Here is a 13,497-nt window from a genome sequence, read left to right as displayed (position 1 = left end):
TTTCTTAATCTTTTTTTTGTGTGGTGATTAAAATTTAATCAAAATAATCTTAAATGGACAATCACCTTTACAAAGGTAAATAATATAGACCTCCCCGAATGCAACATTAGTTACTTTGATTCTGATGTGCCACTCTTTCCCTTAGCAAAGGAATGGTATTGGGGTCATCATGATAGGCTACGGCTTCCTTTATCTTAACAAAAAGATATTCTTTATGCAGACAGTTGATAATTCCGCTCTTGAATATTATGTCGCGAATGGGGCCCGTAGCACCCGCAATATAAAACTCGATGTTCCGATTGTGAATTTCTTCGATAACATTGATCAACATGGCAGATGCGCTAGCATCTATATAATTAATGGCCTCGGCATTTAAAATCACCGCTTTCAGGGAGCGGCCCTTGACATTGATGAACTTGAAAAGTTCACTTTTAAAATAACCCAAATTCCCAAAATATAGCTGGGAGTCGAACCTTACGATCAAAAGATCGGAACGTACCTCTGCCTCGTCACCAAAACGACTAATATTTTTATAATAATCGGATCCCTTTATTTTTCCCAAAACAGCAAAATGAGGTTTGGACGTCCTGTATACCATCAAAAGTAGGGATAGTAATACCCCTATTAGAATACCCTCCACTATGCCAACACCAAGGGTAATTAAAAAAGTTATCAAAAGAACCATAAACTCATCCTTGCTTTGGTTCCATAATTTTTTTGGATAGGAAAGATCTATTAGTCCAAATACGGAAACCATAATAATTGAAGCCAGTGCCGCCTTTGGCAAGTTATAGAACAATGGGGTAAGAAACAATAGTGTCAGGGCCACCATTACCACACTGATCAGTGAGGCCACGGTAGTCTTGGCGCCCGCTTCATAATTTATTGCCGAACGGGAAAAACTTGCTGTAACCGAATAGGACTGAAAAAATGAACCTATCATATTTGAAGCCCCCAATGCTATCAACTCTTGGTTGGGGTCTATGGTCTCTACTTTATTTTTTTCTTCAAATGCCCTCCCGATGGAAATTGCCTCCAAATATCCAACCAATGCCAATGTTAGGGCAATAGGCCATATATCCCTAAACTTCTCCATGCTAAAACTATGAAGATTAAAACTTGGTAGGCCTGCTGGGACCTCCCCTACTACCTGGACATCAAAGGCCTCCAAATTAAAAAAATAAACCCCCAAACTGCTAAGTACAACGACCAATAATATTGCCGGAAATCTATCATACCATTTTTTAAACGAAACAATGATCAGAATTCCTATTATCCCAATAGAGAAATCATAAATATTGGTTTCAGACAAATGCTGAAAGGCATTCATAACCAGCTCGTGAAATTTATTGCTATTTATGATATCCGCTCCCAATAAGTGCTTTAATTGACTAAAAATAATGATTAAGGCAGCGGCAGAGGTAAATCCACTGATTACAGGTCTAGACATAAAGTTGACCAGAAAGCCCATACGCAAAAAACCAAATATCAATTGAAATGCACCTACCATAAACGACAGGAACAATGCCATTAAAATATAGTTTTGCACCCCTGATATGGCAAGGGTGCCCAAACCAGCAGCCACCAAAAGGGAATCCATGGCCACCGGCCCTACGGCAATTTGCCTGGAAGTGCCCAAAAAAGCATATGTCAAAATAGGGAACAAGGAAGCGTACAAACCATAAACCGGTGGCAGACCGGCAATCATAGCGTAGGCCATACCCTGGGGAATTAAAATTATACCCACGGTTATACCTGCCACCAAATCTTTTCCAAAAAGGCTTTTGTTATATTTTGGAAGCCAGTCCAAGAAAGGTAAAAATCTCCTCATTCACCAAATTTAGTATTAAATACCTAATTCCAATGTAACGAAGGTTACAGAATTTAAACCTTTATACCCATTCCTCCCATTCAAATTGGTATTAATAAACATTAAATATTTTATCTTGTACCCTCATTACAAATTTACACTTGGAATATGCAGAAAATACCCTACATCATAAGTTGTCTTATAGCTACTGTAATCCTTTGCCAGTGCAGCACGGTTAAATCTTTTTCTGAAGAAAATAAGGACGGTTGGATTTCCATGTTCAATGGTAAGGACATAAACGATTGGACCACCAAAATTCACCATTATGAGGTTGGGGACAATTACGGCGACACCTTTAGGGTAGAAGATAGTATCATAAAAGTGCGCTATGACCAATATGAGGGCGATTTTAATGAACGCTATGGCCACCTATATTACAACACCCCCTACTCCTATTATCATTTAGTGGTAGAGTATCGTTTTGTAGGAGAATTGCACCCGGGAGCCCCAAGTTACACCATAAAAAATAGTGGGGTAATGTTCCATTCCCAAGATCCCAGGACCATGCCCAAGGAGCAGGATTGGCCCATTTCTGTGGAAATGCAGTTTTTGGCCGGACTGGAAGAAGGAAAATCACGGCCCACCGGCAATATGTGTTCCCCGGGAACCGATGTGGTATACCAAGGTAAAATTGACCCGAGACACTGTATCAATTCCACTTCCAAGACCTATTTCGGAGATCAATGGGTACGCGCCGAGGCCATTGTTTTGGGAGATTCCATTGTGACCCATATTGTAAATGGGGAGGAGGTACTGCAATACACAAAACCACAAATAGGAGGCGGTGTTGCCAACAGATATGATCCGGCCATCAAAATCGACGGTAAATTATTAAAGGAAGGTTTTATAGCCTTACAGGCGGAGGGGCAGCCCATAGACTTTAGAAAAGTAGAATTAAAAAACCTCAAGGGTTGTATGGATCCCAAAGCGTCCAATTATCGTAAATATTACATAAAATCCGCTCCGGAGGATTGTAAATACAACTAATTACCGCATAGCGACCAACTATTGAATATTTCCGCCTACGGGCAATCCACTGGGAACCTTTTCGGGGATTTCCTTATCAAAATTTTCATCGTTAAGGGTATTTAAAAATGAAATGATCAAGGACATATCCTTAACACTGAGTTGAAGCTCCCTTACAAAGGGATCGAACATTTCCTTGGATACCGAGGGATTCCGTGTTTTCCCAAAAGAAATATCCTCATAAAATTCCAATACCTGTTTTAAATTTTGAAAGGCACCATTGTGCATATAGGGTGCGGTAAAACGCAGGTTCCTAAGAGAAGCGGTCCTAAAGGCGAAACTTTCCTGAAATCCACTGTCGGGTTCTGTTAACTTTTTGTTTTCCGGCACACCCAATACGTGCAACTTATAGTCCGAAAACATGGGTCCGTTATGGCAATTGATGCAACCTACGGATTTAAAAAGCTTAAAGCCTTCCTTTTCGGAATGGGAAATGGCGTTTACATCCCCAGCCATATATTGATCAAAGCGGGAATTGTTGGCCACCAAAGTCCTTTCAAAGGAAGCAATGGCCATTCCTATATGAATACTGTCTATTGGTGCATCCGCACCAAAAGCTGCTGCAAAAAGATCTTTGTATTCAGGTATGGCCTGAAGTCTTGCAGCCACTTCGCTTAAAATTTGAGACTTTGAAATATGAACACCCTTCATTTCTTCCAAGGTCTTAATGGGCTCCAATGCCTGCTTTTCCAGACTCTTTACACGATCATCCCAAAACATGGGAGCATTTTCCGGATCATAATCATCCTTCCCGTGTATACCATTATATGCGGTGTTTAGAATTGTGGGGGAATTTCGTTTCATTTGGGGAATTTCATTGGGCTGCTTAAATACCCTTTTACTCCCCAACCCCTGACCATTTGCACCAATGGATAGATCCAGGAACTCTGCATATCCGGTAGCCGGGTGATGGCAACTGGCACAAGCAATGTCCTTACCGCCCGAAAGTATTGGGTCATAAAAAAGTAGTTTCCCCAAGAGTTCCTTTTCTTCGGAACTTGGATTTCCTATGGGCGTTTTTATAATTTTGGGTAGGGCAGCAACCTTGGCAACCATCTTGGGCCGGGGTATATCTATTTCCCCTTTCTTGGCAGGATTGCCACAACCCGCCAACAATACGGATAGGACCAGAACATACTTACAAAAACCAATCCTCATTCATCTTTACTTTTACCAAGACAAGTTTAACACTTAAACTGCTCAATAACAAATACTAAACTACAAAAAACTATAGATCCAACACTTTGATCTGATTTCGGTAAAGTTCAATTTTACCTTCATTTTCCATTTTTTTCAATAAGCGGGATACTACCACCCGTGAGGTATGAAGGTCGTAGGCTATTTCCTGATGGGTTGCGTACAATACATCATCATGGGTTACTTTGGCCTTATCCTGCAGGTGCTTCAATAAGCGCTCATCCATTCTTAGAAAGGCAAGGGTATCTATGGTCTCCATTAGTTCCATCATTCTAGCGTGGTAACTGTCCAAGATAAACTGTTGCCACGTTTTATATTTCCCCATCCAGGTTTCCAAATAGCCCACCGGTATCATTAATAATTCTGTATCTGTTTCCGCAACGGCGCGTATTCCACTCTTTTTGTTTCCCATACAACAGGAAAAGGTCATAGCACAAGTGTCCCCTTTTTCAACAAAATACAATAATAGTTCATTGCCATCATCATCTTCCCTTAGCACCTTAATGGCTCCGCTTAGCAGCAAAGGCATGGACTTAATATTAGCACCAATTTCCATTAGGATTTCGCCTTGACCAACCTTTTTATAGCTGCCTACCGTCCTAATTTCTTCCAACAACTCCGGTTCAAAAATATAACCATAATGTAATTCCAATGCTTCTGTCATACTATTCGTTTCAAAGGTTAGGTTGTATTATTACCGAAAATATCCTTTCAGACGTACTTACCGTCTGAAATCCGTTGTGCAAATCCTCCTGGCTTACCGCATATGGATAAAAGGAAATGGGTTCTATACACAGCATATTGGGTACTTCTGTCCACAACATAAAATTCCCAAAGCCTTCAGTTTTTATATTAATCTCCCCTACATCCGACAAGGTAAGGGAATTGCAGTCCAAAACCGGCAGGGCCCTATTGCCTGCATCGAGTATCTCCTGTAGGGCAATGGTACGATCAGAGGCTCTAATGGAAATATTTTCTGAATATAGTTTAAACGCAGGATGATATCCCAACATAAAAGGCATTCCTGCTTCCCCGGTAATTTTGAATTCAATTCTTAGGCCGTTTTCAAGAATCTCGTAGGACTTTGTAAATTCAAAATTATAAGGCCAGGACAAATATTCCTCCGTGGATTTGGAGGGGAATTTGGAATTCTTGATTGCGGTACCTGACACATATTGTTTCCTAAAGATGGACTTGGTTTTGGTTTGGGAAACGAGTTGGTATACCATTTCCCTCAATAGACCATGTTGATCCTGAACAGCTGCACCTTTAGGGGTTGTAACCCTAAAATTTGCCTCATTGGTAGGCCCTATAATTGGAAACATTTCCGTATCCGAATTACGCCATCCCGGACTGCCCTTTTGGTGAATATACTCATGGCCGGCAACTGCATAGCCCACCAATTCCCCTGCATCTATTGTTACAATCTGATCCTGTAGGTTTAGCTTTACCATTTGCTTATACTTTTTAAGAGAAAATTCATCACTTTGTTATTGATTCGGGATTTAAAATTTACAATATATTCTATTCGAACTGTATAGCCTTAACGGGAGATATTTTAGTAATAATATAGGACGGCAAAAGCAACATCAGCAAACATAAAATCAAAACGCCAATGTTGAGGACTACCACCGCCGTCACGTCAAGGTACACTGGAATATAATCTATATAATACTCCTTGGGGTTGGGAAACTTGAACATACGGAATTTGTATTGCAACCCTATAATACCCAATCCAATGATGTTGCCCAACACAAGACCAACACCTATCAGGTAAGCCGCATTGTATAAAAATATCTTTCGTATACTCCAATTGGACGACCCCAAAGCCTTTAAAATACCTATCATTTGGGTCCTTTCCAAAATTAAAACAAGGAGGGCGGTAATCATATTGATACCTCCTACAATAATCATAATACCAATGATCAATGCTATATTAAAATCGAAAAGACCAAGCCATTCAAAAATCCTGTAATATTTGTCCTTTATGGTCTGAGTATCCAGATTGGACAAGGTCTTTCCGTAAATTTCCTTGGCCTTATTGTCCATTTCATCAAAATCGTCCACAAAGATTTCAAAGTTTCCCACTTCGTTATCCGCCCATTTATTCATATGTTGAATATGGCGCAGATCAATAAAAATATAGGAGCCGTCCAGCTCTTCAAAACCACTGTCGTAAATGCCCGTAATAGTAAATCTCCTTTGATTGGGTATCTTGGATGCATCGTCTTCCTTAAAGAAAATAGCAACGAAGGAATCCCCTGTCTTCAATTTTAAACGCTTGGCCAAAACCTGTGATATTAATGCCTCATCATTGATTTCCCCTGTAAAATTGGGCAGGGTGCCATCCACTAAAAATTCCTTAAAAACATTCCAATTGTAATCCGCCCCAACACCTTTTGCCAAAATACCTTCAAAAGTCTCTTCGGTTCTTATTATCCCCGCCTTGGTGGCTACCCCTTGAATATGCTGTATCCCGCTGACCGATTTAAATTCCGGATAAAATTCCTGATCAAGGGAAACAGGGATCTTGGACACGTCGGAGGTATTGCTGTCGTAATTATAAATCTGGATGTGGCCGTTAAAGGCGGCTATCTTTTCCCGTATTTTGTGTTTTAGACCAACCCCGGTGGAAATAGCCACCAACATCATTATCACCCCCAATGCAATGGCCGCAATAGCTATTTTTATTATTGGTGCAGAAATACTAATTTTATGCTCCTTACCTGTAACAAGGCGTTTGGCAATAAAAAATTCTAAATTCAATTTATGGCAGTTTTTTCCATTTTCAAAAATACAGTTTTATTATTGTTTTTTACACTTTCTAGTTGTGGAAACCACACCAAAACCCATAATAAAGCACTTAATTCCGTGGCGGTACAGGATAGCCTTGCTACAGATCTCCCTATAATCATAGCAGCCAACAGAACTGCATCCTACCTCCCTTTACTTGAAGGAAAAAGAGTAGGAATCGTAGCCAATCAGACCAGTGTAATCTTTAAGGATACACAACCCTTATCCTATACCCATATTGTGGATTCCCTATTGTCACAGAACATAGATATTAAACAGGTATTTGCACCCGAACACGGATTTCGGGGAGAAGCCGATGCCGGGGAGAAGGTAAGCGATGGAAAGGATGACAAAACAGGACTTCCCATAATCTCCCTGTACGGAAAAAACAGAAAGCCTTCCAAAGAACTATTGCAGCATATAGACATTGTACTTTTCGATATACAGGATGTAGGGGTGCGTTTCTATACCTATATCGCTACCATGCAATTGGTCATGGAGGCTTGTGCCGAAAACAATATCCCCATGATTGTCCTGGACAGGCCCAACCCGAACGGGCATTACGTTGATGGCCCTACCATGGAAACCGCGCACAGGGGCTTTTTGGGATTGAACAACATCCCTTTGGTTTATGGTATGACCATAGGGGAATATGCCAACATGATCAATAACGAAGGGTGGCTGAAAAACAAAATTGTGGCCGACCTGACCGTAATCCCCATGGAAAACTACCATCACCACAAAGATTATATTTTACCCATTAGGCCCTCCCCCAACCTTCCCAATAACACCTCTATTTATCTCTACCCCAGTTTGGGATTGTTTGAAGGGACCAATGTAAATGCAGGCCGTGGAACCGAGTTTCAGTTTCAACGGTATGGCGCCTCCTTTATGGACAGTACCAAATATAATTTCAGATATACCCCTTCTCCGAATTTTGGATCGAAAGACCCAAAAGAAAACGGCAAAATATGTTATGGCAAGGACCTTGCCGATACCCCTAAAATAAATACCGTTAATTTGGATTATATATTGGATGCCTACAAAAACACCAAGGACAAAAGCTTATTTTTTAACACAAGTGGTTTTACCAAGCATGCCGGTACAGCAAACCTACAAAAGCAGATAGAAGGTGGCCTTTCCCAAGAGGAAATAAAGAAAACCTGGCAAAAGGATATTGAGCAATTCCAGAAAATAAGGACCAAATACTTACTTTACAATTGATCCGTGGATGTTATATCCATTTTTTTCGGTGATTTATATGGCTTGAACGGAATTTTCAACAATGCTCCTATATCTGAATTTTCCTTTTCATTGGGATAGGTATCCACCCCATATATAATATCATTATTGGACAATCTCATAAAGGTTCCCAGAAGTCTATCCCAAATGGAAAATATATTTCCATAATTACTATCCGTATAGGGTAATTTATAATGGTGGTGCACTTTGTGCATATCCGGCGAAACAATAACCCAGCTTAAGACTTCATCCAGCTTTTTGGGCAATGAGATATTGGCATGGTTAAATTGAGACAAAACAACCGAAAGGGCCTGATATATCATAATGATGGCTATAGGAGCCCCTACCACAAAAGTGCCGAAACAAGTAAAAATAAATCGCACCACACTTTCTCCAGGGTGGTGCCGATTGGCAGTTGTGGTGTCTACTTCATGATCGGTATGATGTATAAGATGAAACCCCCAAAGCACCTTTACCCTGTGCTCTACCCAATGGGCCAACCAGGCACTCAGAAAGTCCAGCATCATTACACCCAACAACACCTTACCCCATAAGGGCATCACGGGCAACCACTGTAGAATCCCAAAATTATTGGCTATGGTCCAATCACTGGTTTTTAGCAGCAAAAAGGCCAAGGGAATATTCACAAGAATGGTGGTTAGGGTGAAAAAAAGATTGACCCCTGCATGTTTTAGCTTGCTATACTTTAACTGAAACAGGGGGATAATATACTCCAATGTCCAAAAAAAAGCAATCCCTGAAACCAAAATAACACTTCTGTGTGCGGGAGGGATGGTTTCAAAATAATTGTAAATGGCTTCCATAGCCTAAATTTACAAAATAGTTGTAGTTAAATAATTACCCTTCAAAAAGTAATTTATGGCCGCCCTACTACAATCAGTGTTTATTTTCGTAATTGCCTACTTTAACTTAATTGTTTTTTTCATTTCCTCCACAATATTGTAAGCCGCGGGGCAAATAGCCACATTTTTTAAGGTAAGATTACTTATCTGTTGAAATTTTTTCCTATCCGTATGCGGAAATTCACGGCATGCCTTAGGCCTTACATCATAAATGGAGCAGTAATTATCGGCTCCCAAAAAGGTACAGGGAACACTTTGCAGCACATGATCGTTATCTTCGTCCATCCTCAAAAATTGATCAATAAATTTCTGGGGTTTCATTCTAAAATGCTTGGCAATACGCTCTATATCCGCATTGGTAAACAAGGGACCCGTGGTCTTGCAACAATTGGCGCAGTTTAAGCAATCGGTTTTCCTAAACTCCGCCTCGTGCAGGTCCTGCATAATATAGTCCAAATCCTTTGGTGGTTTTTTTCGAAGTTTGCCAAAGAATTTTTTATTCGCACTATGTTTTTCCTGTGCCAGCTCGGGAAGTTGTCTTATTACCTCATCCATTGTGGAATAAACTTTTAAAAGTTGGTTAAAAGTCCCACATTTGCATGTAAATAACAAATTTAAATGGCTAAGGACATTCTGGGCAAGGCACTTTTGGATTATCAATCCGGTAATTATTCTGAAGACATCAAGACCTATTCGTCATTGGATGAGGAAGATATAATACCCATCCCCTATTTATTTAGGGACTTTAAGAAAATGCCCCCCTTGGAACAAAAGGCCCTTAAGCTTTGCAAGGGCAGTATCTTGGACATTGGCTGTGGAGCTGGCAGCCACAGCCTCTATTTACAAAAAAAGGGCTACCCTGTTACCGCACTGGACCAATCGCCCGGAGCCATTGAAACTTGTAAACAAAGGGGCATAGAGCAAACTGTGTTACAGGATATTCAGGATTTTGAACTTCAAAAATACGACACCCTTTTGATGCTCATGAACGGTATAGGAATTGTAGGTAAGTTAAAGAATATAGATCGTTTTTTTTCACATTTAAAATCGCTCTTACAACCTAAGGGTCAGATACTCTTGGATTCCAGTGATATCATTTATATGTACGAAGAGGACGAGGATGGGGGCTATTGGATTCCTGACAATCAAAATTACTACGGGGAAGTTTCCTTTGAAATGGAATATCAGGGTGAAAAAAGTGAGCCCCTGGATTGGTTATATTTGGACTATAACACTTTGCAACGCGCAGCAAATGCAAATAACTTATCTTGTGAGCTTATAAGCCAAGGAAAACATTACGATTATCTGGCTAAACTTACGGAATTGAGGTAATACCCAAGAATATTTGACGTTATCTTAAAAGTTACAGCCTTTAATAAAAACTACAATAATGAAGAAATTGCCCATAGTGCTTTTGTTGGCGTTTGCCTTGACCATAGGTTGCTCCAAGGACTCCAGTGACAGCGACTCCCTAAAGGTAGATAAAACGGCCAACCTAAAAGATCCGGGCGATTCCGCCAACGACTTGCTTTCCGACTCCGAATATAAGAACTTGGCCATCGAAATTGCATATGTAGCAAATTATGCCCCCACGGAAACAGCAGTTTCCAATTTTGTAGACTTACTCAACGAGCGTTCCTATAAGGATAACATAAGCATTATTTATAAGAAATTGGATTCACCCCAAAAGGATAGCCTGTCCATTAATGAAATCTTTGATTTGGAAAAAGAAAATAGGACGGTGTACAATAATGGTGACACCTTAGGATTGTATATCTATTTTACCGATGCAACCTCCAGTGACGACAATCCAGATGAGGATCTGGTAACCCTGGGGGCCGTATACCGCAACACTTCCATGGTAATTTACGAAGCCACAATAAGAAATCTGGCTTCCAGGAGTTCGTTGATCAGTACTTCCACTGTAGAAGCTGCAACTCTAAACCACGAAGCCGGACATTTATTTGGATTGGTAAACTTAGGAACAACGTCTGTGAACGAACATGAAGACCCCGAAGCCAAGAGTCATTGCAGCGAACAGAATTGCCTAATGCGGGCAGAGCTACAATTTGGATGGGGAATGGCCAAAATGTTATCGGCCAAGAACGGCGCAATCCCTAGTTTTGGTACGGAGTGCCTAATAGATCTACAGGCCAATGGAGGCAGATAAGCTGAAAATAAAAATCAATTATAACATGAAAAAAATAATTACCACTACCAATGCACCGGCTCCAATAGGGCCTTACAACCAGGCCGTAATGGCAGGAAACACTTTGTATATCTCAGGGCAAATTCCCATTGACCCAAAGACCGGGGAGTTGGTATCAGGTGATATTAAAAAGGAAACCGAGCAATCCATGCAAAACTTAAAAGCCATTCTTACCGAGGCAGGAATGACTTTTGAGAATGTTGTTAAATCCTCGATCTTCGTAAAGGATATGCACCAATTTTCACAAATAAACGAAGTATATAGCGCCTATTTTGATGCGGATACCGCTCCAGCCAGGGAAACTGTTGAAGTAGCCAATCTTCCAAAATTTGTAAATGTCGAAATTTCTATGATAGCTATTAAATAGAGCCTTTGTGAAATTCGACCAAACCTTCAATGGGTCTTTGCCTTATAACACCTAAGATCAGATCGTTTCTTTCTACTACCGTAGCCAGTTCTTCACGTAGGTAATAGGCAATACTGCCCACAAAACTAACGGGAACCTTGGTGGCCAATTCAAACTGCATAATGTAGTTGTTCACAAACTGCTGAAAGCCCTTATCTATCACCCCTCTGCAATAGGGGTGGTTTTTATTTTCTACAATAAATCGGGCAAAAGTGGCCAAATAGGTATTTGGGTTGGGCTGTTTGTAAAGGTTCTCCTTGATTACATCGGCATCCAAATTGTATTCTTTTGCAAACTTGGTTGCCAAATCCATTGGGATTTTATTAAAGTAATAATCCCGGATCAATTTCCTTCCAAAAAAGTTACCACTACCATCATCCATAGGAATATACCCCAAAGAGGTAACCTTTTGATGCAATTTCTCACCGTCATAATAACTGCAATTGGAACCCGTACCTAAAATACACACTATTCCGTGCTGCCCTATTTTTGTTGTGGCAAATATGGCCGCATAGGTATCTTCCTTAACCTCTGCCTGGGCATTGGGAAAAAAATCATTAAAAATCTCTGTTAAAAACTTCTTCATTCTATCGGTACCACAACCGGCACCGTAAAAATACAAGTGGGTAACCTCTTTCCTATTCTTGGAAAGTTCAAAATTATTGGCCAAACGGTCTTCGATTACAGGACGTGTCAATACTTCAGGACTCAATCCTAAAGTTTGGGTCATGAACAATTGGTTGCCCTCACCATCCATGGCAATCCAATCCGATTTTGTTGCACCACTATCTACAATCAATATCATATAACAAGATTATTAATAAAGAATCCTGAAAATAAACAAAATATTGCTTAATCTCAGGATTCTTTTAATTATTACCCAATAAGACTATAATTTATGGATGTACTGCGCTAGGTCGACCAATTTATTGGAATATCCGGACTCGTTGTCGTACCAGGAAACAACTTTGAAGAATTTTGAATTCAATTCAATTCCTGCTCCAGCGTCAAAAATACTGGTTCTGGCATCCCCAATAAAATCTTGGGAAACAACCGCTTCCTCTGTATATCCTAAAATTCCTTTCAGTTCTCCTTCAGAAGCTTTTTTAAAGGCCTTCTTGATCTCCTCATAAGAAGTCTCCTTCTGCAAGCGTACTGTTAAATCCACCACGGAAACATCGGCAGTTGGAACTCTAAATGCCATACCGGTTAGTTTGCCCAACAAAGAAGGAATTACCTTGGTTACCGCCTTGGCAGCACCTGTTGAAGCCGGAATGATATTCAATAAAGCACTTCTACCGCCTCTCCAATCTTTTCTTGAAGGACCATCAACAGTCATTTGAGTAGCTGTTGTTGCATGCACAGTGGTCATTAAAGCCTCTTCAATACCAAAACTATCGTTCAACACTTTAGCCAAAGGAGCCAAACAGTTGGTAGTACAAGAAGCATTTGAAACAATGGTATCGGATGCCTTAACCTCTTTGTGGTTAACTCCCATAACAAACATTGGAGCATTACTGGATGGGGCTGAAATAACTACTTTTTTGGCGCCACCATCTATGTGATACTGTGCAGTTTCAAGCGTTGTGAAAATACCGGTACATTCCGCAACGATATCGGCACCAACCTCGTCCCATTTTAAATTCTTTGGATCTCTTTCCGCAGTAATCCTAACCGTTTTACCGTTTACCACCAAATTACCATCCTTTACTTCAACGGTACCATTGAATTTCCCATGAACCGAATCATATTCCAACAAATAAGCAAGATGTTCTACATCCAGCAAATCGTTAATAGCAACTACATCTACATTATCCCTTTCTACAGTAGCTCTGAAGACCAATCTTCCAATTCTACCGAAACCGTTAATCCCTATTTTCAAGTTTGACAT

Annotated in this window: 14 protein-coding genes; 5 read left to right on the top strand and 9 right to left on the bottom strand. The window is 40.3% G+C overall.

Features of this window, described 5'->3' with window-relative positions; translation table 11 throughout:
* Window positions 1-106 precede the first annotated feature (106 nt).
* On the bottom strand, window positions 107-1,831 hold the full coding sequence (locus tag C7972_RS12650; RefSeq protein ID WP_110356551.1) for a SulP family inorganic anion transporter: 1,725 nt from the start codon (window positions 1,829-1,831) through the stop codon (window positions 107-109).
* A 147-nt stretch (window positions 1,832-1,978) separates the two neighbouring features.
* Between C7972_RS12650 and C7972_RS12645 the strand changes: the two genes are divergently transcribed.
* Entirely contained in the window at window positions 1,979-2,857 is an 879-nt protein-coding gene (locus C7972_RS12645; RefSeq protein WP_110356550.1) for a DUF1080 domain-containing protein, read from the top strand.
* An 18-nt stretch (window positions 2,858-2,875) separates the two neighbouring features.
* On the opposite strand, the gene C7972_RS12640 is transcribed toward C7972_RS12645, so the two are convergent.
* From C7972_RS12640 to C7972_RS12625, 4 genes are all read right to left on the bottom strand, one after another.
* Window positions 2,876-4,054, bottom strand: a complete 1,179-nt coding sequence (locus C7972_RS12640; RefSeq protein ID WP_110356549.1) for a cytochrome-c peroxidase — start codon at window positions 4,052-4,054, stop codon at window positions 2,876-2,878.
* Window positions 4,055-4,124: 70 nt separating this feature from the next.
* The gene (locus C7972_RS12635; RefSeq protein WP_110356548.1) at window positions 4,125-4,757 is read right to left on the bottom strand and encodes a Crp/Fnr family transcriptional regulator; all 633 of its coding nucleotides are present in this window, start codon (window positions 4,755-4,757) and stop codon (window positions 4,125-4,127) included.
* A 10-nt stretch (window positions 4,758-4,767) separates the two neighbouring features.
* Window positions 4,768-5,547 carry an aldose 1-epimerase gene (locus C7972_RS12630; RefSeq protein WP_110356547.1) on the bottom strand — a complete coding sequence of 260 codons (780 nt, stop codon included), beginning with the start codon at window positions 5,545-5,547 and terminating at the stop codon, window positions 4,768-4,770.
* 70 nt (window positions 5,548-5,617) lie between these two features.
* Window positions 5,618-6,859, bottom strand: coding sequence for an FtsX-like permease family protein (locus C7972_RS12625; RefSeq protein ID WP_110356546.1), 1,242 nt, complete (start codon window positions 6,857-6,859; stop codon window positions 5,618-5,620).
* Window positions 6,860-6,862: 3 nt separating this feature from the next.
* Here C7972_RS12625 and C7972_RS12620 point away from each other — a divergent pair, with 3 nt between their 5' ends.
* Window positions 6,863-8,110, top strand: coding sequence for an exo-beta-N-acetylmuramidase NamZ domain-containing protein (locus C7972_RS12620; protein WP_110356545.1), 1,248 nt, complete (start codon window positions 6,863-6,865; stop codon window positions 8,108-8,110).
* Here the strand turns inward: C7972_RS12620 and C7972_RS12615 are convergent.
* Window positions 8,101-8,952 (bottom strand): sterol desaturase family protein, encoded by an 852-nt coding sequence (locus C7972_RS12615; RefSeq protein ID WP_110356544.1) that lies wholly within the window; start codon window positions 8,950-8,952, stop codon window positions 8,101-8,103. The genes C7972_RS12620 and C7972_RS12615 overlap by 10 nt on opposite strands.
* Before the next feature lie 96 nt (window positions 8,953-9,048).
* Complete coding sequence (locus tag C7972_RS12610) at window positions 9,049-9,546, bottom strand: YkgJ family cysteine cluster protein (protein ID WP_110356543.1); 498 nt, start codon at window positions 9,544-9,546, stop codon at window positions 9,049-9,051.
* Window positions 9,547-9,609: 63 nt separating this feature from the next.
* Here C7972_RS12610 and C7972_RS12605 point away from each other — a divergent pair, with 63 nt between their 5' ends.
* From C7972_RS12605 to C7972_RS12595, 3 genes are read left to right on the top strand one after another with little or no spacing between them, the layout of a single operon-like run.
* The gene (locus C7972_RS12605; protein ID WP_110356542.1) at window positions 9,610-10,323 is read left to right on the top strand and encodes a bifunctional 2-polyprenyl-6-hydroxyphenol methylase/3-demethylubiquinol 3-O-methyltransferase UbiG; all 714 of its coding nucleotides are present in this window, start codon (window positions 9,610-9,612) and stop codon (window positions 10,321-10,323) included.
* 58 nt (window positions 10,324-10,381) lie between these two features.
* Window positions 10,382-11,161, top strand: coding sequence for a hypothetical protein (locus tag C7972_RS12600; protein WP_110356541.1), 780 nt, complete (start codon window positions 10,382-10,384; stop codon window positions 11,159-11,161).
* 25 nt (window positions 11,162-11,186) lie between these two features.
* Complete coding sequence (locus C7972_RS12595; RefSeq protein ID WP_110356692.1) at window positions 11,187-11,567, top strand: RidA family protein; 381 nt, start codon at window positions 11,187-11,189, stop codon at window positions 11,565-11,567.
* On the opposite strand, the gene C7972_RS12590 is transcribed toward C7972_RS12595, so the two are convergent.
* Window positions 11,560-12,411 (bottom strand): N-acetylglucosamine kinase, encoded by an 852-nt coding sequence (locus C7972_RS12590; protein ID WP_110356540.1) that lies wholly within the window; start codon window positions 12,409-12,411, stop codon window positions 11,560-11,562. The genes C7972_RS12595 and C7972_RS12590 overlap by 8 nt on opposite strands.
* A gap of 84 nt (window positions 12,412-12,495) precedes the next feature.
* Entirely contained in the window at window positions 12,496-13,497 is a 1,002-nt protein-coding gene (gap, locus tag C7972_RS12585; RefSeq protein WP_110356539.1) for a type I glyceraldehyde-3-phosphate dehydrogenase, read from the bottom strand.

The sequence above is a fragment of the Arenibacter sp. ARW7G5Y1 genome (assembly GCF_003201775.1).
Taxonomy (GTDB): domain Bacteria; phylum Bacteroidota; class Bacteroidia; order Flavobacteriales; family Flavobacteriaceae; genus Arenibacter.
The sequence above is the reverse complement of the archived record's forward strand: the minus strand, read 5'-3'. Positions and strand labels throughout refer to the sequence as shown.